The organism is Paracoccus stylophorae, assembly GCF_028553765.1.
GTDB classification, from domain to species: Bacteria; Pseudomonadota; Alphaproteobacteria; order Rhodobacterales; family Rhodobacteraceae; genus Paracoccus; species Paracoccus stylophorae.
This window is the reverse complement of record NZ_CP067134.1, coordinates 1756944-1776734: the sequence shown is the minus strand read 5'-3', so window position 1 is coordinate 1776734 and position 19791 is coordinate 1756944. Positions and strand designations below refer to the sequence as shown.

General features: G+C 66.6%; 19 protein-coding genes. 12 read left to right on the top strand and 7 right to left on the bottom strand.

Annotated features, from left to right (window positions below):
• Window positions 1-222: 222 nt before the first annotated feature.
• Window positions 223-780 carry a hypothetical protein gene (locus JHW45_RS08685; protein ID WP_272860465.1) on the top strand — a complete coding sequence of 186 codons (558 nt, stop codon included), beginning with the start codon at window positions 223-225 and terminating at the stop codon, window positions 778-780.
• 25 nt (window positions 781-805) lie between these two features.
• Here the strand turns inward: JHW45_RS08685 and JHW45_RS08680 are convergent, their stop codons facing one another.
• Entirely contained in the window at window positions 806-1657 is an 852-nt protein-coding gene (locus JHW45_RS08680) for a prephenate dehydratase (protein WP_272860464.1), read from the bottom strand.
• A 116-nt stretch (window positions 1658-1773) separates the two neighbouring features.
• On the opposite strand from JHW45_RS08680, the gene JHW45_RS08675 reads away from it, so the two are divergent.
• The 11 genes from JHW45_RS08675 to JHW45_RS08625 all read left to right on the top strand — a co-directional run bounded on the left by JHW45_RS08675 (window position 1774) and on the right by JHW45_RS08625 (window position 14648).
• On the top strand, window positions 1774-2313 hold the full coding sequence (locus JHW45_RS08675; RefSeq protein WP_272860463.1) for a c-type cytochrome: 540 nt from the start codon (window positions 1774-1776) through the stop codon (window positions 2311-2313).
• A gap of 148 nt (window positions 2314-2461) precedes the next feature.
• On the top strand, window positions 2462-4333 hold the full coding sequence (locus JHW45_RS08670) for an extracellular solute-binding protein (protein WP_272860462.1): 1872 nt from the start codon (window positions 2462-2464) through the stop codon (window positions 4331-4333).
• 105 nt (window positions 4334-4438) lie between these two features.
• Window positions 4439-5518: a microcin C ABC transporter permease YejB gene (locus JHW45_RS08665; RefSeq protein ID WP_272860461.1), complete on the top strand. Its 1080-nt coding sequence runs from the start codon at window positions 4439-4441 to the stop codon at window positions 5516-5518.
• A complete protein-coding gene (locus JHW45_RS08660; RefSeq protein ID WP_272860460.1) occupies window positions 5518-6621 on the top strand; it encodes an ABC transporter permease in 1104 nt (367 codons plus the stop codon). The genes JHW45_RS08665 and JHW45_RS08660 overlap by 1 nt, the downstream gene beginning before the upstream one ends.
• 92 nt (window positions 6622-6713) lie before the next feature.
• Window positions 6714-8351: an ABC transporter ATP-binding protein gene (locus JHW45_RS08655; protein ID WP_272860583.1), complete on the top strand. Its 1638-nt coding sequence runs from the start codon at window positions 6714-6716 to the stop codon at window positions 8349-8351.
• Window positions 8348-9571: a glycosyltransferase gene (locus JHW45_RS08650; protein ID WP_272860459.1), complete on the top strand. Its 1224-nt coding sequence runs from the start codon at window positions 8348-8350 to the stop codon at window positions 9569-9571. The genes JHW45_RS08655 and JHW45_RS08650 overlap by 4 nt, the downstream gene beginning before the upstream one ends.
• 30 nt (window positions 9572-9601) lie before the next feature.
• On the top strand, window positions 9602-10984 hold the full coding sequence (gene cysS, locus JHW45_RS08645) for a cysteine--tRNA ligase (protein WP_272860458.1): 1383 nt from the start codon (window positions 9602-9604) through the stop codon (window positions 10982-10984).
• Window positions 10981-11751 carry a squalene/phytoene synthase family protein gene (locus JHW45_RS08640; protein ID WP_272860457.1) on the top strand — a complete coding sequence of 257 codons (771 nt, stop codon included), beginning with the start codon at window positions 10981-10983 and terminating at the stop codon, window positions 11749-11751. Before cysS ends, JHW45_RS08640 begins: the two co-directional genes overlap by 4 nt.
• Window positions 11752-11842: 91 nt before the next feature.
• Window positions 11843-12715 (top strand): ABC transporter permease, encoded by an 873-nt coding sequence (locus JHW45_RS08635; protein WP_272860456.1) that lies wholly within the window; start codon window positions 11843-11845, stop codon window positions 12713-12715.
• Between the two features lie 11 nt (window positions 12716-12726).
• Window positions 12727-13533, top strand: a complete 807-nt coding sequence (locus JHW45_RS08630) for an ABC transporter permease (protein ID WP_272860582.1) — start codon at window positions 12727-12729, stop codon at window positions 13531-13533.
• Window positions 13534-13547: 14 nt separating this feature from the next.
• Entirely contained in the window at window positions 13548-14648 is a 1101-nt protein-coding gene (locus JHW45_RS08625; RefSeq protein WP_272860581.1) for an ABC transporter ATP-binding protein, read from the top strand.
• An 87-nt stretch (window positions 14649-14735) separates the two neighbouring features.
• Here JHW45_RS08625 and JHW45_RS08620 read toward each other — a convergent pair whose 3' ends face one another.
• The 6 genes from JHW45_RS08620 to JHW45_RS08595 all read right to left on the bottom strand — a co-directional run bounded on the left by JHW45_RS08620 (window position 14736) and on the right by JHW45_RS08595 (window position 19773).
• Window positions 14736-15077: an MmcQ/YjbR family DNA-binding protein gene (locus JHW45_RS08620; RefSeq protein ID WP_272860455.1), complete on the bottom strand. Its 342-nt coding sequence runs from the start codon at window positions 15075-15077 to the stop codon at window positions 14736-14738.
• Entirely contained in the window at window positions 15074-16417 is a 1344-nt protein-coding gene (locus JHW45_RS08615) for a cytochrome P450 (protein WP_272860454.1), read from the bottom strand. The genes JHW45_RS08620 and JHW45_RS08615 overlap by 4 nt, the downstream gene beginning before the upstream one ends.
• Entirely contained in the window at window positions 16414-17607 is a 1194-nt protein-coding gene (locus tag JHW45_RS08610; RefSeq protein WP_272860453.1) for a hypothetical protein, read from the bottom strand. Before JHW45_RS08610 ends, JHW45_RS08615 begins: the two co-directional genes overlap by 4 nt.
• Before the next feature lie 55 nt (window positions 17608-17662).
• Complete coding sequence (locus tag JHW45_RS08605; protein ID WP_272860452.1) at window positions 17663-18349, bottom strand: M48 family metallopeptidase; 687 nt, start codon at window positions 18347-18349, stop codon at window positions 17663-17665.
• A 78-nt stretch (window positions 18350-18427) separates the two neighbouring features.
• Window positions 18428-19609 (bottom strand): vWA domain-containing protein, encoded by a 1182-nt coding sequence (locus JHW45_RS08600; RefSeq protein ID WP_272860451.1) that lies wholly within the window; start codon window positions 19607-19609, stop codon window positions 18428-18430.
• Window positions 19609-19773: a hypothetical protein gene (locus JHW45_RS08595; RefSeq protein WP_272860450.1), complete on the bottom strand. Its 165-nt coding sequence runs from the start codon at window positions 19771-19773 to the stop codon at window positions 19609-19611. The genes JHW45_RS08600 and JHW45_RS08595 overlap by 1 nt, the downstream gene beginning before the upstream one ends.
• Window positions 19774-19791: the final 18 nt, after the last annotated feature.

Here is a 19791-nt window from a genome sequence, read left to right as displayed (position 1 = left end):
GTCTCCGTCGCCACCGGTCCGACCGGTGGTTCGGCCAGACGAACGCCCCGGCGGGGTGCCGCGGATCACGTTATGAAGTTTGCGGCGACGCCACAACTGCTGATTGTATTCGCTGCGGAATCTTCAGTTTGTCCCAATTTCCGAACAAATTGACCAAAAGGACAACTTCCGGTTTTGCGGGTTTCTGGCATCAATGACCCCGGTAAAGAGTGGGTGCTTGCTATGCTGACGACGTGGTTGAACAGTGATGTGGGTCTGGACTATGAGCGCGTCGGCGCGCCGCATGGCCGGATGGGCGTCGGCATCACGGGCAGATTGTTTGAGATGAAGTTTTCCACGCGATACGATACCGACAGCACCGCCGAAGACCTGTTCGGCGTGATCGGCGATTTTGGCCGGATCGAACGGATGCTGATGCGCCGCGGCGCCAGCGTCACCCGGATCGACCCGGCGCAGGACCCCGGCACCGGAATGGGGTGGCGGATCGGTTTCGACTGGCGCGGGCGGCCCCGCTGTCTGCGCCTCGATGTGACGCGCTATGACCGGCCCGAAAGGCTGTCCATGGCCGGAACCTCGGACGCGCTGGATATCAACATAGACGCGACCGTGATCGCACTCAGCCGGTCCCGGTCGCGTCTGCTGTTCGAGGCGGATGTCCGCCCCCGGAACATGAAGGCGCGTCTGATGCTGCAAACGGCGAAGCTGGCCAAGCCGCAGCTGGATCGCAAGTTCGACCGCCGGATCGGAGAGTTCCTGTCCGACATGAAGGACGCGGCCTGACGCCGCAGCCCCGCCTGTCCGACGCCTAACGGACGTTGCGCTGTGCTTCGCGCAGCGGATCGGCCGGATAGACCCCCAGAATGTCCAGCATCGACGTGAAATAGCGCAGCTCCTCCAGCGCAAGCTGCACGTTCGCGTCCTCGGGGTGGCCCTCGATATCGGCATAGAACTGGGTGGCGGTGAACACGCCCCCGACCATATAGCTTTCCAGCTTGGTCATGTTGACGCCGTTGGTCGCGAACCCGCCCATCGCCTTGTACAGCGCGGCGGGAATGTTGCGCACCCGAAAGACAAAGCTGGTCAGCATCCGGTCGGCGCGCCGCGCCAGGTCGGGTTCGCGCGCCATGATCAGAAAGCGGGTCGTGTTGTTCTGCCGATCCTCGATCCGGTCGGCCAGCCGCTCCAGCCCATAGATCTCGCCCGCCAGGGGCGCCGCCAGCGCCGCCAGCGCCGGGGTGTTGCGCGCCGCCACCTCCTTGGCCGATCCGGCGGTATCGGCGCCGGTGACCGCGTGGATGCCGTGTTTGCGCATGAAATTGCGGCACTGGCCCAGAAGAACCGTGTGGCTCATCGCCTCGCGCACCTGATCCAGCCGGGTGCCGGGCACCGCCAGCAGGCTGATATGGACGCGCACGAACGCCTCGTCGATGATGTGCAGGCCGGATTCGGGCAGCAGGTGATGGATGTCCGCGACCCGGCCATAGGTCGAATTCTCGACCGGCAGCATCGCCAGATCGGCCTCGCCCGACCGGACCGCCTCGACCACGTCCTCGAATGTGCGGCAGGGCAGCGCCATCAGGTCGGGCCGCGCCGTGCGGCAGGCTTCGTGGCTGTAGGCGCCGGGTTCGCCCTGAAACGCGATTCGGTTCGTGGTCATAGGTCGCATTGTCCGAATTTTGATCGTCGGCGCGGTAACTATACCTTGATCCCGGAAAGCGAAAGCGGATAGATACCGTGCGAATTGACGAGCTTACCAATCGGGGACCGCACGCGATGTTCAATACCATGACCGTGACCAAGGCCGCCGGCGCGCTGATCGGTGCGCTTCTGTTCCTGCTGCTGGCCAACTGGGCGGCAAGCGGGCTGTATCATGTCGGTCCCGCCGGCCACGGCGGCGAGGGGGAAGAGCATGCGCAGGCCTATTCGATCCCGGTCGAGGAGGGCGGCGATGGCGGCGAGGCCGAGGAGGAAGAACAGATCGACTTCGCCGCGCTGATGGAAAGCGCCGATCCCGCCCAGGGCGAAAAGGATTTCGGCAAGTGCAAGGCATGTCACAAGCTGGACGGCAGCGACGGCGTCGGCCCGCATCTGAACGGCGTGGTCGGCCGGCCGGTGGCCTCAATCGACGGGTTCGCCTATTCCGACGCGATGGTCGCCCATGCCGACGAGGCCCCCGAATGGACGCCCGAGGCGTTGCAGGTGTTCCTGACCGACCCCAGGGGCGTCGTCAGCGGGACCAAGATGGCCTTCGCCGGGCTGAAAAGCCCTGAGGATCGCGCCGATCTGATCGCCTATCTGGAAACCCAGCAATAAGATCGGCGGACGGAAGCGGCGGACAGGGCGCGGCATCTGCCGCGCCTTTTTCATGCGCGATCTCGCGCGGCCTCACGAAAACGCGGCTTGATCCGCCGCGCCGCGCTGGCCTAGCGTGTCGTGACATAACCTCTGCCGGAGCCTGCCGATGCGCCATATCGCCCTGACCCTTGCCCTGTCCCTTGCCACGGCCGCCCTGCCTGCCTTTTCGCAAGAGACGGGCACGGCGGACGATGCGGGCGAGCCGAAGATCATCAAGACCCACGCCATCGCCCTGTTCGGAGAGCCGGAACTGCCGGCCGATTTCGACCATCTGCGTTATGTCAATCCCGCCGCGCCCAAGGGGGGCGAGATTTCCTTTGGCGCGGTCGGCGGGTTCGACAGCTATAACCCGTTCACTTTCCGGGGGCGGGCCATCGCGCTGTCGGTGATCCAGCTTGAGCGGCTGATGGAGAGCCCGGCGGATGAGCTGGGGGTGGATTACTGCCTGCTGTGCGAGACGGTCGAATATCCCGAAAGCAAGGACTGGGTGATCTTCAACCTGCGCCCCGAGGCGCATTTTTCCGACGGCACGCCGCTGACCGCCCATGACGTGCTGTTCTCGTTCGAGACGTTGCGCGACAAGGGGCTGTCGTCGTTCCGCACCGCCATGCAGCAGATGGTGGCCAAGGCCGAGGTGCTGGACGATCACCGCATCAAGTTCACCTTCACCGACGATTATCCGCGCCGTGACGTGATCAGCCAGATGGGCTATCAGATCGTGTTCTCGCGCAAGGATTTCCTGGACAACGACCGCGATCTTGAACAGGGCAGCGACACGCCCTTCATCGGGTCCGGCCCCTATATGTTCGACCGCGCCGACATGGGGCGCACGATGGTCGTCAGGCGCGATCCCGATTACTGGGGCAAGGACCTGCCGCTGAACCGGGGGCGGCACAATTTCGACCGCATCCGTTACGAGATGTTCGGCGATTTCGACACCGCGTTCGAGGCGTTCAAGGCCGGCGAATACACCTTCCGCAACGAGACATCGTCGCTGCACTGGGCGACGCGCTATGATTTTCCGGCGCTGCGCAACGGTGCCGTCGTGCGCGAGACGCTGCCTGACGGCACGATCGCGAACGGCAAAGCATGGGTGTTCAACCTGCGGCGCGAAAAGTTCCAGGACATCCGCGTGCGCCACGCGATCCAGCTGATGTTCAACTTCGAATGGACCAACCAGACGCTGCTTTACGGGCTTGAAACGCGGCTCAATTCCTTCTGGGACAACAGCGAATTCGCCGCCGAAGGGCCGCCCTCGCCCGCCGAGGTGGCGTTGCTGGAGCCGCTGACCGCCGATCTGCCCGAAGGCATACTGACCGAACCGGCGGTCGTGCAGCCCGTCTCCGGCGACCGCCAGCTTGACCGCGGCAACATGCGCAAGGCGGTGGCGCTGCTGGACGAGGCGGGCTGGACCGTCGGCGACGACGGCATGCGCCGCAACGCCCAGGGCCAGACCTTGCAGGTCGAGTTCCTGAACGACGATGTCGGCAACGACCGCATCATCAACCCGTTCGTGCAGAACCTGCGCGCCATCGGCATCGACGCGGTCAACCGGCGCGTGGACAACGCCGAGATGGAACAGCGCACCCGCGCCAAGAATTTCGACATCGTCGAGGATGATCTGGGCCAGTCCTATGCCATCGGGGGCGGCACCGAACAGGTCTTCGGCTCGGACAATGTGGGCGATGTGTTCAACCCGATGGGGCTGGCCAATCCGGCAATCGATGCGCTGATCGAACACGGCCAGACGATCACGGACAAGGACGCGAACGTCACCGCCATCCACGCGCTGGACCGCGCGCTGCGCAGCCTGCGGTTCTGGGTGCCGCAATGGTTCAAGGCCGATTACACGCTGGCCTATTACGACATGTATCGCCACCCCGAACAGATGCCGCCCTATGCCTTGGGCGTTCTGGATTTCTGGTGGGCCGATGCCGACCGGGCGGCCGAGTTGCGCGAAAGCGGCGCGCTGCGCTGACATCGCGCGCTTGATTTCCGGGGGCGGATTGACGACAAGGCGTCACGACGGAACAGGGCCGGCAAGGCCCGCATCGACCCGAGGGGCGGGCAGAAGGACAGGCTGATGGGTGCCTATATCCTGCGGCGGCTGCTGCTGATCATCCCCACGCTGATCGGCATCATGCTGGTCAATTTCACGCTGACGCAATTCGTCCCCGGCGGACCCATCGAACAGATCGCAGCCCAGGTGCAGGGCGAGGGCGACGTATTCCGCAACATCTCGGGCGGGGGCAGCGGCGGCGATACCGGCGCGACCGAAGGCCAGTACGAGGGCGCACGCGGCCTGCCGCCCGAATTCATCGCCCAGCTTGAAAAGGAATTCGGCTTCGACAAGCCGCCGGTGCAACGGTTCCTGTCGATGTTGTGGAACTATCTTCGGTTCGATTTCGGCACCAGCTGGTTCCGGTCGATCAGCGTCATCGACCTGGTGATCGAGAAGATGCCGGTGTCGATCACGCTGGGGCTGTGGTCGACGCTGCTGGCCTATGTCATCTCGATCCCGCTGGGCATCCGCAAGGCGGTGCGCGACGGCAGCCGGTTCGACACCTGGACCTCGGGCGTCATCATCATGGGTTACGCAATCCCGGCCTTTCTGTTCGCGGTGCTGCTGATGGTGCTGTTCGCGGGCGGCAGCTATTGGCGCATCTTTCCGCTGCGCGGTCTGGTCAGCGACAATTTCGCCGACCTGTCCACGCTGGGCAAGATCAAGGACTATCTGTGGCACATCACCCTGCCGGTCGTCGCCTCGTCCATTTCCAGCTTTGCCACGCTGACCCTGCTGACCAAGAACAGCTTTCTGGACGAGATCAACAAGCAATATGTCATCACCGCCCGCGCCAAGGGGCTGGCCGAACGGCGGGTGCTGTATGGCCATGTGTTCCGCAACGCGATGCTGATCGTGATCGCGGGGTTTCCGGCGATGTTTCTGGGCGTGTTCTTCGGCGCGTCGATCCTGATCGAGACGATCTTCTCGCTGGACGGTCTGGGCCGGCTGGGGTTCGAGGCGGCGGTGCAGCGCGACTATCCGGTGATCTTCGGCACGCTTTACGTCTTTGGCCTGATGAGCCTGATCGTCGGCATCCTGTCGGACCTGATGTATGTCTTCGTGGACCCGCGCATCGACTTTGAATCGAGGGCCGGCTGATGGCGCTGTCCGAACTGAACCGCCGCCGCTGGCGCAATTTCCGCCGCAACGGCCGGGCGTTCTGGTCGCTGGTGGTGTTCACCATCCTGTTCGTGGTCGCGATGCTGGCCGAGGTGGTCGCCAACGACAAGCCCATCGTCGTCAGCTTTCGGGGCGATCTGTATTTCCCCGCCTACAAATTCTATCCCGAAACCGCCTTCGGCGGCGATTTCGGGACCGAGGCGATCTATCGCGACGAGGCGGTGCAATGCCTGATCGTGACCGGCGGGCGTCAGGAATGCTGGGATACGCCGGACGAACTGATCGCGGCCGTGGATCAGGGCACCAGCGACGTGCCGCAGGATCAGCAGGGCTGGATGATCTGGCCGCCGGTGCCGTTCCATTTCAAGACCATCAACAACGTGGGCACCGCACCAAGCGCGCCGGACGGCACGCATTGGCTGGGCACCGACGACACCGCGCGCGACGTGCTGGCGCGCGTGATCTATGGGTTCCGCATCTCGATCCTGTTCACGCTGATCGTGACGGTGATCGCCTCGACCATCGGCATCGCCGCCGGCGCGATCCAGGGCTATTTCGGCGGGCGGACCGACCTGATCTTTCAGCGCGTGCTGGAAATCTGGGCCTCGACGCCGGGGCTTTACGTCATCATCATCCTGTTCGCGATCCTGGGGCGAAGTTTCTGGCTGCTGGTGTTCGTCACGATCCTGTTCGGCTGGCCCGCGCTGGTCGGTGTGGTCCGGGCCGAGTTCCTGCGCGCGCGCAATTTCGAATATGTCCGCGCCGCCCGCGCCTTGGGCGTCAGCGACCGCAAGATCATGTTCCGCCACATCCTGCCCAACGCGATGGTCGCCACGCTGACCATGCTGCCCTTTGTCGTCACGGGCACGATCAGCGGGCTGGCGGCGCTGGATTACCTGGGCTATGGGCTGCCGGCCTCGGCCCCGTCTCTGGGCGAGCTGGCGTTGCAGGCCAAGCAGAACCTGCAGGCGCCGTGGCTGGCCTTTACCGCGTTTTTCACCTTTGCCATCATGCTGTCGCTGCTGGTCTTCATCTTCGAAGGCGTGCGCGATGCGTTCGACCCCCGAAAGACGTTCCGATGAGTGCGCGCGACGACGAGGCCGAACTGCACCCGACCCGTCCCGGCATCGGCAGCGCCGCGGCGGTGGCCGAGACCGACGATCCGTCGCGCGGGATGCCCGGCGGCGGCCCGCAAGGTCGCGCCGCACCCGCGCCGCCGTCCGATGCGGTGCTTGCGGTGCGCGACCTGAACATCGGTTTCGCGCAGGAAGGCCAGATCGTCGCGGCCGTGAAGGGCGTCAGCTTTCACATCGGCCGTGGCGAGACGGTGGCGCTGGTGGGCGAATCCGGGTCGGGCAAGTCGGTCACGGCGCTGTCCACGGTGCGGCTTCTGGGCGATTCCGCGCAGGTCGAGGGATCGGTGAAATATGCCGGGCGCGAGATGGTCGGCGCGGCCGATCGCGTGCTGCGCGACATTCGCGGCAACGATATCAGCTTCATCTTTCAAGAGCCGATGACCTCGCTGAACCCGCTGCACACGCTGGAAAAGCAACTGTCCGAAAGCCTCGCGCTGCATCAGGGGCTGACCGGCGCCAAGGCCCGGACGCGGATCGTGGAATTGCTGGACCGGGTGGGCATCCGCGATCCCGAAAGCCGGCTGGCCGATTATCCGCACCAGTTGTCGGGCGGCCAGCGGCAGCGGGTGATGATCGCCATGGCGCTGGCCAACGGCCCCGAGCTGCTGATCGCGGACGAGCCGACGACGGCGCTGGACGTGACCATTCAGGCGCAGATCCTGGACCTGCTGGCGCAGTTGAAAGAGGCCGAGGGCCTGTCGATGCTGTTCATCAGCCACGATCTGCGCATCGTGCGGCGCATCGCCGACCGGGTCTGCGTGATGAAGGACGGTGACATCGTCGAACAGGGCCCGGTCGAGGCGATCTTTTCGGACCCGCAGCACGACTATACGAAGAAGCTGCTGGCGGCCGAGCCGACGGGTCTGGCCGATCCCGTTCCCGAAGATGCCGAGACGATGGTCCGGACCGACGATCTGAAGGTCTGGTTCCCCGTCCAGCGCGGCCTGCTGCGCCGGACGGTCGGGCATATCAAGGCGGTGAACGGCGCCACGATGAGCGTGCGCGCGGGCGAGACCCTGGGCATCGTCGGCGAATCCGGATCGGGCAAGACGACGCTGGCGCTGGCGATCATGCGGCTGATCGCCAGCGACGGGCCGATCCTGTTCATGGGTCAGGATATCTCGGCCTGGGGCGGCAAGCAGCTGCGCCGGCTGCGCCGCGACATGCAGATCGTGTTTCAGGACCCCTACGGCAGCCTGTCGCCGCGCATGACGGTCGAACAGATCATCGCCGAAGGTCTGGGCGTGCATGGCATCGACAAGACCGCCGACCGCCGCAAGCTGGTCGCCGACATCATGGAAGAGGTCGGCCTGCGGCCGCAGACGATGCACCGCTATCCGCACGAATTCAGCGGCGGGCAGCGACAGCGCATCGCCATCGCCCGCGCCATGATCCTGCGCCCCAAGGTGGTGGTGCTGGACGAGCCGACCAGCGCGCTGGACATGACCGTGCAGGTCCAGATCGTCCAGCTTCTGCGGGGATTGCAGCGCAAATACGGTTTGGCCTTCCTGTTCATCAGCCACGATCTGCGGGTCGTGCGCGCCATGTCGCACCAGATCATGGTGATGCGGGCGGGCGAGGTGGTCGAACAGGGCCCAGCCCGGCGCATCTTCGAGGAACCCGAAAGCGAGTATACGCGGACCCTGCTGAAGGCGGCGTTTCCGGACCGGGCATGAAGATCCTGTTCGTTCACCAGAACTTTCCGGGCCAGTTCGCGCATCTTGCGCCGGCGCTGGAACGGCGCGGCCACACGGTGCTGGCGCTGACCGATGAACGCAACGACCGCCCCGGCCCGATCCGCACCCTGCGCTACAAGGCGCCGGAACCTGTCCGCACCGACAGCGTGCTGGGGCGCAGCTATGCCACCCATACCGAACGCGGCCTGCTGGCGGCGCGCGGGGCGCGGGCGCTGCGCGACCGGCACGGATTCAGCCCCGACGTGATCCTGGGTCATACGGGCTGGGGCGAGACGCTGTTTCTGCGCGAAATCTGGCCCGACGCGAGGCTGCTGGTCTATGCCGAGCTGATGTATCGCACGCGCGGCCACGATGTCGGCTTCGATGCCGAGATGCATCCCGACAGCGACGAGGCGCGCTTTGCCACGGTTGCCCGCTCGGCGCATCTGATCCAGGGCATCGTGCAGGCCGATGCGGCGATTGCGCCGACACGCTATCAGGCCGACAGTTTCCCGCCCGAGCTGCGCGGCAAGATCACCGTCGTCCATGACGGCATCGACACCGCGCGGGTGCGTCCCGATCCCGGGGCGTGGCTGGAACTGCCCGGCGGACAGCGGCTGGATTGCGGCGATGAGGTCATCAGCTTCGTGTCACGCTCGCTGGAACCCTATCGCGGCTTTCACGTCTTCATGCGCGCACTGCCCGCCGTGCTGGCCGCGCGTCCCGACGCGCAGGTGGTGATCGTGGGCGGCGACGGCATCAGCTATGGCAGCCCGCCGCGCGACGGCAAAAGCTGGAAGGATGCGATGCTGGCCGAACTGGACGGCCGGCTGGATCTGGACCGCGTGCATTTCACCGGCCGGCTGCGCTATCCCGATTTTCTTTCGCTGATCCGGCTGGCGCGGGTGCATTGCTATCTCAGCTATCCGTTCGTGCTGTCCTGGTCGCTGACCGAGGCGATGTCGGCGGGCGCCTATGTCGTCGCCTCGGACACGGCCCCGGTGCGCGAGGTGATCGCGGACGGCCGCAACGGGCGGCTGGTGCCGTTCTTCGACGTGCCCGCCCTGTCGGCGGCCCTGATCCGCGGGCTGCAGGGCGATGCGGATGCCGACCGGCTGCGCACGGCCGCGCGCCAGACGATCCTGGACGGCTATGACCTGCACCGCCACAGCCTGCCGCGCCAGATCGAATGGGTGGAAAGCCTTGCGCCGATGCGCTAGAAACCGCGCCTGGACAGGCGAGGCGCGAAGATGGTCGAGATCCGGCTGACGAACACAAGAACCCGGCGGAAAGAGGCGTTTGAGCCGCTGGACCCGCGCAATGTCCGGCTGTATCTGTGCGGGCCGACCGTCTATGACCGCGCGCATCTGGGCAATGCGCGGCCGGTGCTGGTCTTTGACGTGCTGGTGCGGCTGCTGCGCCATGTCTATGGCGCCGATCGCGTCACCTATGTCCGCAACATCACCGATGTCGATGACAAGATCAACGCGCGCGCCGCGGCCTCGGGCCGGCCGATCCGCGACATCACCGCCGAAACCATCGGCTGGTATCGCGACGACATGGACGCCCTGGGCGCGATCCGCCCCGATCACGAACCGCGCGCGACCGATTATATCGACCAGATGATCGCGATGATCGAGACGCTGATCGCGCGCCGCCACGCCTATGTCGCCGAAGGCCATGTGCTGTTCGATGTGCGGTCATTCGCCGATTATGGCCGCCTCTCGGGACGCTCGGTCGACGACATGATCGCCGGCGCGCGCGTCGAGGTCGCGCCGTTCAAGCGCGATCCGATGGATTTCGTGCTGTGGAAACCCTCGGACGCGGAACAGCCGGGCTGGGACAGCCCGTGGGGCAGGGGACGGCCGGGCTGGCATATCGAGTGTTCGGCCATGTCGGCGGCGTTGCTGGGGCCCAGCTTCGACATCCATGGCGGCGGCATCGACCTGCAATTCCCGCATCACGAGAACGAGGTCGCGCAAAGCTGCTGCGCCCATCCCGATGCCGATTTCGCCCGGGTCTGGCTGCATAACGAGATGTTGCAGGTCGAGGGCAGGAAGATGTCCAAATCGCTTGGCAATTTCTTTACCGTCCGCGACCTGCTGGACCGCGGCGTGCCGGGCGAGGTGATCCGCTTTGTCATGCTGTCCACGCATTACCGCAAGCCGATGGACTGGACCGACCGCAAGGCGCAGGAGGCCGAGGCGGTGCTGCGCCGCTGGCACCAGCTTGTGGACGGCGTCGAACCGGCCGCCGACCCCGCGCCCGCCGTGATCGAGGCGCTGGCCGACGATCTGAACACCGCCGGCGCGATTGCGGCGCTGCACGATCTGGCGGGTCAGGGCGATGCGGCGGCGCTGCTGGCCTCGGCCCGGATGCTGGGGCTGCTGCTGCCGCAGATGGGCGCGTGGGCCGAGGCGGGCGAGGATGCCGCCGCGCTAATCGAGGCGCTGCTGACGGCGCGGGCCGAGGCGCGGAAGGCGAAGGATTTCGCCCGCGCCGACGCGATCCGCGACGGGTTCAAGGCGGCGGGGGTCGAGGTCAAGGACACGGCGGCGGGGGCGGAATGGTCGCTGTCGCCGGGCTTTGACGCGGCGCGTCTGGCCGATCTGGCGCGCACGGTTCGCGCGTGACCCTTGAGGCCTGCACCGAGATCCTGCGCCAGCAGGATCCCGACCGTTTCGGCGCCGTGCTGGCCGCCGCGCCCGAGGATCGGCCCGCGCTGCTGGCGCTGTATACGCTGAACCTCGAACTGGCCCGCGCGCCGTTCCAGTCGTCCGAACCGATGCTGGCCGAGATGCGGCTGCAATGGTGGGCCGACCGGCTGGCCGAGATGGGGGGCGGCACCGCCCCGCCGCTGCATGACGTGCTGACGCCCCTTTGGGCGGCATGGGGCAAGGGCGCGGCCGATCTGCTGCCCCTGGCCGAGGCGCGGCGGCGCGACTGCGCCCGCGAGCCCTTGGCCGGGGTCGAGGCGGTCGTCAGCTATGTCGATGCGACCGCGGGCACGCTGATGTGGCTGGCGGCGCGGCGTCTGGGCGCGCCGATGCCCGCGCGCGGCGTGGTCGCGGATCATGCCTTGGGGGCCGGTCTGGCCGCGTGGCTGCGCGCGCTGCCGCGTCTGCAAAGGCTGGGGCTGGGTCTGGAAGGCGCGCGAATCGAGGATGCGCAGCGTCTGGCCGGGATCGCCCGCGAATCCCTGCGCCGCGCCGCGCGCGCATATCGCGCCGTGCCCGCATCGGCGGCGGCGGCGCTGTATCCCGGCCCGCGCGTCCCCCGCTTTCTGCTGGAGGTGCAGCGCGGCAATATCGACTGTTTCACCGAAACGCCCGAGATTTCGCCGTTCCAGCGCCGCGCCTCGCTGGCGCGGCTGGCGCTGACCGGGCGATGGTGGCGCTGAGGGGCGGGCCGAACCCCCTTTCCAAGCCGGTGCCGCTGTGGAACAAATCGGGCAAGAACACTGCCGCAGGCGGGCGAACGGGGAAGCAGGGATGGCGAAACGCGGACTGGATGCCGAGGCGAAACAGGGCCTGACCCTGATCGCGCCGCCGTTTCTGTATGCGCTGGCGGTGCTGGCCGCGCCGGTGCTGACCATCCTGACCTACAGTTTCCTCAAGGACGGCTATCTCGAGGTGATCGCGGAATTCACCTGGTCGAACTATGTTCAGGTCTTCACCGACCCGATCGTGCGCACCGTCATGCTGCGGTCGTTGTTCGTGTCGGGGCTGGTGACGCTGGCCACGGTCGTTCTGGCCTTTCCGGTGGCCTATTACGTCAGCTTCATGGTGCGGCCGGAACGCAAGTCGATGTGGCTGTTTCTGATCACCATTCCGTTCTGGACCAGCTATCTGATCCGGGTGTTCCTGTGGAAGGTGATCCTGGGCTATAACGGGGTCATCAACTCGACCCTGACGGGGCTGGGCATCATCGACCAGCCGCTGACCTTCATCCTGTATAACGTCAACGCGATGGTGCTGACGCTGGCCCATGCCTATGCGCCCTTCGCGATCCTGCCGATATTCGTGGCGCTGGAAAAGATCGACCGCTCGCTGCTGGAGGCGGGGCGCGATCTGGGCGAAAGCCGGGCCATGACCTTCTGGCGGGTGACGCTGCCCCTGGCGATGCCCGGCGTGATCGCGGCCACGCTGATCGTGTTCATCCCCACCATCGGCGATTACGTGACGCCCGAGGTGATCGGCGGCGGCAAGATCCCGATGATCGCGAACCTGATCCAGGTGCAGATGCTGGCGCTGGACAACCGCCCCCTGGGCTCGGCGCTGGCGGTGACGGCCATGCTGATCGTGGCGGTGGTCAGCGTCGTGTTCCTGTTCCTCAACCGCCGCTTCCTGAAGGTGCGGCCATGAGCGGGCGGACATTGAACGGCGGCGGGCTGCGCCTGTATACGATCCTGTATCTGCTGTTTCTGTATGCGCCCATCGCGCTGCTGCCGATCTTCGCCTTCAATTCCGGCACGATCATCGCCTTTCCGTTGCAGGGCTTTACCACCGACTGGTTCGCGCAGATGTGGGAAAACGCCACGCTGCGCCGGTCGCTGGCCAATTCGCTGACGATCGCGGTGTCGGCCTCGATCCTGGCGACCTGTTTCGGCATCTTCGCCGCCCGCGCCTCGACCCGGTTCCGGTTCCCGGCCAAGCGCGGCATCATGGGGCTGATCATGGTGCCGATGGTCCTGCCCGAGATCATCGTGGCCATGTCGCTGCTGGTCGTGTTGCTGGGTGTGGGCATCCAGCTGTCGGTGCTGACGGTGATCGTCGGCCACACGTTGATCTGCATGCCCTATGGCATCGCGATCCTGTCGACGGCGTTTTCCAGCCTCGACCGGTCGCTGGAAGAGGCGGCCTATGATCTGGGCGAGACGAAATGGGGCGCGTTCCGGCTGGTGACGCTGCCTCTGGTGATGCCGGGGATCATCTCGTCCCTGCTGATCTCGTTCACGATCAGCCTGGACGAATTCATCATCGCGTTCTTTTTGTCGGGCAACGAACCCACGCTGCCCACCTATATCTTCAGCCAGCTGCGTTTTCCCAAACAGGTGCCCACGATCATGGCGCTTGGGACGGTGCTGGTCGCGCTGTCGATCGTCCTGCTGGCGGTCGGCGAGTATTTCCGCCGCCGCGGCATCGCAAGGATCGGCGGCAAGGATACCGGAGGCTTTCTTTGACCGACCCCACGCCGATGATCGAATGTCAGGATGTCCACAAATATTACGGCGATTATCACGCCCTGCGCGGCATCGACCTGACCATCCGCGCGGGCGAGTTCTTTTCGCTGCTCGGCCCGTCGGGCTGCGGCAAGACCACGCTGCTGCGCACCATCGCGGGGTTCGAGGATATCTCGTCAGGGGCGGTGCTGATCGACAGCAAGCGGATGGAGGATGTGCCGGCCAACAAGCGGCCCACCAACATGGTGTTCCAGTCCTATGCGATCTTTCCGCATCTGACGGTGGCGCAGAACGTGGCCTTCGGTCTGCGCCGCGATCCGCGCGGCAAGGACGAAAAGGCGCGTCTGGTGGACGAGGCGTTAGGCATGGTCGGTCTGGGCGGTTACGGCGGACGGGCCGCGCACGCCCTGTCGGGCGGGCAGCGACAGCGGGTTGCGCTGGCGCGCGCGCTGATCCTGAAACCCAAGGTGCTGCTGCTGGACGAGCCGCTGTCGGCGCTGGACCGCAAGATGCGCGAACAGATGCAGGTCGAACTGATCAAGCTGCAGCGTCAGGTGGGCATCACCTTCGTGCTGGTCACGCACGATCAGGAAGAGGCGCTGGTCATGTCCGACCGCATCGCCGTCATGTTCGAGGGCGAGATCGCCCAGCTTGACGGCCCCGAGGCGCTGTATGCCCGCCCGGTTAGCCGCCGCGTCGCCGATTTCATCGGCGTGATGAACTTTCTGCCGGCGCAGGTGATGTCCGAATCGGCGGGCATCGTGACGGTCGATGTGCCGGGGCTGGGCGTGGTCGAGCTGCCGGCCAGCCAGATCAGCAATTCCGATCCGGGCGATACCGGCCCGATGATCGGCTTTCGCCCCGAGACGATGACCCTTCTGGGCCCCGGCCAGCCACGCCAGCAGGCGCGCGAGACCGGCGCGACCATCGACGAGGTCGTCTATTACGGCGACATGACCTATTACGACCTGCGGCTGGACGGCTCGGCCCGGCTGGACGGCAAGGCGCGGACGGTGCGGATTTCCATGCGCAACGTCTTTGGCCGCGACGTGCAGGAGGTCGGAACCCGGACCCGGCTGGCCTGGTCGCCGGGATCGCTGGTGCTGTTCCGTTAACCGGGTTTCAACCAAAGCCACTGCCGCGAGCATGATCGTGGCCGCGCTGGCGATCCTGACCGCGCTGATGCGGGTGGTTCCGCCGGCCTAGCCCTCCTTCAGCGTCGCTTGAACCTTTTTCGGCAAGCCGTTGAGGATGATGCGATAGCTGGTCTCGATCCTGTGGCGCAGCTCGTCCTCGGCGCAGTCCAGCGGCAGTTCGACCCAGCTTTTGTGGAAATAGGGCGCGCGGCGCGCGGGGCCGGCCGCAATCAGCATCTCGGCGGTGTCGATGCCGTCGGTCTTGACCGCGACCGCCCGGTTCACCGCACCGATCACGGCGAAGATCTTGCCGCCCACTTTCCAGCAATCGTGACCGCCGCCCCAGGGGTCGCTGTTTTCGGCGCCGGGCAGCGCGGCGGCGATGCGGTTGACGATCTGGCGACTCATGGCGTCTTTCGGCGTTCCAGCCGGATCAGGATGCCGTCGCGGCCGCGCACGGTCAATCGCGCGACCGGCACCGGCGCGACCCGTCCCGGCGACAGGCGGAAGGCCGCGACGATCCGGGCCAGCATCACCACCCCCTCGACCATCGCCAGTCCCGCGCCGGGGCAGACCCGCTGGCCGGCCGAGAACGGGATAAAGGCGTCGCGCGCGCTGGCCTTGCCGTCATCCGTGTCCCATCGCGCGGGGTCGAAGGTGTCGGGCCGGTCCCACAGCCGTTCGTGGCGATGCAGGTGCCAGGGCGACAGGACAAGCTGCGCGCCCGGTGGAACGGCGCGGCCGCGAAAGATTTCGGGGCGTGTCGCCTCGCGCACCATCATCGGCACCGGCGGATACAGCCGCAAGGCTTCGCGGAAGACCGCACGGGTGGCGCGCAGGCGGGCGACCTCTGCGAAATCGCCGCCAAGCGTGCGACCCTCGGCGGCGACGCGGTCCTGCCAGTCGGGGTGCGCCGCCAGCAGCCACAGCGCCCACGCAAGGGCCGAGGCGCTGGTTTCATGCCCGGCCAGAAAGAAGATCGCCACCTGATCGACCATCTCGCCTCGGTCAAAGCAGCGGCCGGTTTCGGGATCGGGCGTCGTCATGATCTTGGTCGCCAGATCGTCGGGCGCGGTTCCGTCGGCGATGGCATCCAGGCGGTGCGCGACCAGATCGCGGATCAGCCCGCGGATCAGCGTCGCCGTGGCGCGCGTGCGCCGCGCGTGCCAGCGCGGCACCCAGGACGGCAGCGGCACCAGGGCGGCCAGATTGACGATGGGCTGGGCGTCCTGATGGGCGCGAAAGGCGTCGAAGACCTGCGCCGCGATCCGGTGTTCGATGGGCAATGAGAACAGGACGCGGAAGATCACGTCGGCGGCGGCATGGCTGGCCTGCGGCTCGATGTCGATCTCGCCGGGCCGCAACCGCGCGACGGCGGCGTCGGTGGCCTGCCGGATCGCGGGAAAGATGTCGCGCAGGCGCCCGCCCTCGAAGGCGGGGTCGATGATGCGGCGCTGATGCGCCCAGACCGCGCCGTTGGTCACGAAGACCGAATTGCCCAGCAACGGGGCCAGCCCCTCGCGCAGGCGGTTCGATTTGGGGAAATCGCCGGGCCGGTCGCGCAGGATCAGCCGGACCAGCGCGGGATCGTTGCAGACGAAGCTGTGGATCAGCGGGCTGCGGAACTCGGCCATCCAGGCGCGATAAAGGCGGGCGGGCAGGGAGGACAGCAGATCGCGGCGAAACCCGCGCGCCAGCCGCAGCACCGATCCGCGCCCCTCGGTCGCAGCGGGTTTGGGCGGGATCATGGCGCCGTGCCCGGCCCGACCGGGCGCGCGATGCGACCGGGCGAATGTGCGCGCCCGGCAAAGCGCCGCGACAGCGGCACCGGGCCGGTGGTGATCGCGAAATAATCGTAATCGCCGGGCCGGTCGAAGGCGCACAGATACTGGAAATGCAGGCGGAACCAGCGCCCTTTCAGGCTGCGGCGCGTTTCGGGCGACAGGGTCTGCGTGAACGCGGCCGAGACGACCAGCGGCCAGCGCTGATAAGGGCCGGCCACGCCGGTCACGGCGACAGGGTCGCACAGGCCGAAACAGCAGGCATCGCCCGGCGCGGTCACGTCCAGCCAGAAGATGTCGGGACGTTCCGACAGATAGGCCAGATCGGCGCGCAGCCGGTCCGCGCGCGGAAGGAAGGACGCCATCGGCACCACATGGCCCAGGCTCAGCAGCGCCAGCGCCGGGCCATTTGCCGGCAGGCGGCCCGCGCGGATCAGATCGGCCAGCAGCGACACCGCCAGATACGCGCCCGAGGAATGGCCTGTGACCAGCACCTCGTCCACGTCGTCGGCCAGCGCCGCGGCCAGCCGGTCCGCGAACTGCGCCAGACGGGTTTCAAGCGCGTCGGGATAGGCACCGCCATGCTGGGCCGTGAAGGCGTAATCGTGCATCAGGTAGTAGGCGAAGATGCGGTTGTCGATGCGCCGGAAGCCGGCCAGCACCGCCCAGCCCGCCAGCGCCGCCAGCGGCAGGGCCAGCCACGGCCCGGCAAGTCGCCATGACAGCCAACCGGTCGCGACGGCCACCAGCAGCGCGGCGATGGCCTGCGCCAGCAGCACCGCGATGGGATACAGCGCCGCCAGCACCGGCCCGCGCCGCAACCGCATCAGCCGGAACAGCGCACCCGACCCGATATAGGCCCACGCCGTCGCGACAAGCTGGCGATAGGTGCCGGCGATTCCGCGCCGCATCGAGGCCTGCACCAGATCGTCCCAGACCAGCACCTCGAACCGCGCCTCGCCCTGGCCTTCGGGAAACGCGCCCTCGGCGCGCCAGCCGAACCCGCCCGATACGCGGTGGGGCACCATCGCGATGCGATAGCCCGAGATGGCGGCCTGCCGTGCAGCCTCGCGCCGATACAATTCGCGATAGCGGCGCGGCGGGATCGGGTCGAAGCCGGGAATATACAGGATGCGGCGGCGGAATGGGCGCGTCATCGAAAGCCTCACTGACGCGCGGCAGAATAGGACAAATCGGCCCGGCGGCAACCCGTCAGCCGTCGGTCCAGCGCTTCTCGTGCGCCTCGATCGCGGCGATGCGGCGCGGGGTCGGCGGATGCGACAGCAGCCAAGCGGGCGTGCCCGCGCCCGCGCCGCCCGACAGGCGGTCCAGCTTGCGGAACAGGGCCTTTTGCGGTTCGGTCCCCAAGCCCGCCCGGATCATCAGCGCGCTGGCAAAGCGGTCGGCCTCGAACTCGTCCTGTCGCGACAGGCGGGCGGCCACGGCGTTCGCGACCATCGCCGCGATCCAGGCGCCGATGCCCGGCAGAAAGCGGCCCAGAATCCCGGTCAGCGCCATCCGGATCGCGTTCTGCCCGGCAAAGTCGATCATCCGGCGGCGGGCGTGGCCATGCGCGACATGGCCCAACTCGTGCGCGATGACGCTGGCAAGTTCTTCGGGCGTGACCTCGCAGGCATCCAGCTTGCAGATGAAGCCGCGGGTCAGGAAGATCCGCCCGTCGGGCGCGGCAAGCCCGTTGACCGGCTCGACCTCGTAAATATGGGCCTTGACCGGGGGCAGGTCCATCGCATCGCCCAGGCGTTTCAGCATCGGCGTCAGGCGCGGATGCTGCAAGGGCGTCGATTTCTCGTTCAGATCGTGCTTCAGACGCCATGCGGAAAAAAACCACATCGCGGCCAGATACAGAAACAGCAGCAGGATCGGGGTGAATTTCAGCATGGCTTTCTATGTGGGGCGCGGGACGGCCGGGATCAATCGCAGCGGATCGTCGCGATTGCCGCGCCCGCAGATGCCGCGTCAGCGCAGCACGCGCATGGCCTGCGTCAACCCCTCCAGCGTCAGGGGCATCATCCGGTTCTCGAAGATGCGCTGGATCATGGCGATGGACTGGGTGTATCGCCAGTGCTGCGGCGGCACCGGGTTCAGCCAGACATGATCGGGCCATGTTTCGCAGGCCCGGCGCAGCCAGACCTCGCCCGCCTCCTGGTTCCAGTGTTCGTTCGCCCCGCCCGGCATCGCGATCTCATAGGGCGACATCGAGGCGTCGCCGACGAAGATGCATTTATAGTCGCGGCCGAACCGGTGCAGCAGATCCCAGGTCGGGATCTGATCGGTCCAGCGGCGGTGATTGTCGGTCCACACGCCTTCGTAAAGGCAGTTGTGGAAGTAGAAATGTTCCATGTGCTTGAATTCGGTTCGCGCGGCCGAAAACAATTCGTCCACCAGCCGGGTGTGATCGTCCATCGAGCCGCCGACATCCAGAAACAGCAGGACCTTGACCGCGTTGTGGCGTTCGGGCCGGGTCTGCACGTCGATATAGCCGTGTTCGGCGGTGGCGCGGATGGTGGCGGGCAGGTCCAGCTCCTCGGCCGCGCCGTGGCGCGCCCATTGCCGCAGGCGTTTCAGCGCGACCTTGATGTTGCGGGTGCCCAGCTCGACGCTGTCGTCGAAATCGCGGAACTCGCGCTTGTCCCAGACCTTGACCGCGCGCCGGTGCCGGCTTTCGTGCTGCCCGATCCGCACCCCTTCGGGGTTATAGCCATAGGCGCCGAAGGGCGAGGTGCCGGCGGTGCCCACCCATTTGTTGCCGCCCTCATGGCGGCCCTGCTGTTCGGCCAGCCTTTCGCGCAGCTTTTCCATCAGCTTCTCGAAACTGCCGGTGCCCTCGATCTGGGCCTTTTCCGCCTCGGTCAGGAATTTCTCGGCCAGCTTTTCCAGCCATTCGCGCGGGATCGCCTGTTCGTGGACCAGCGCCTCGACCGGGACATGTTCCAGACCCGCGAAGCTTTCGGAAAAGGCGCGATCGAAGCGGTCCAGATGGCGTTCGTCCTTGACCAGCACCAGACGCGCAAGATGGTAGAAGCCGTCCACCGACCAGCCCGCGACGCCTTCCTGCATCCCCGCCAGCAGGTCCAGCCATTCCCGCAGCGAGGCCGGGACCCCGTGCCGGCGCAGACTGTCGAGGAAGGGAATGAACATCAGATGAACCGGTCCAGCAGGACGGTCAGAAACAGCCCGATCACCGAAAAGGCCAGCGCAAATCCCGCCGCGTATTGCAGCCGGTCGCGGGTGTTTCCACCCAGTTGACCGGCGCGCCGCCAGCCCAGAAGGGCGCCGATGACAAGGGATGCGATGACGATCATGACGGGCCTCGGTTGATC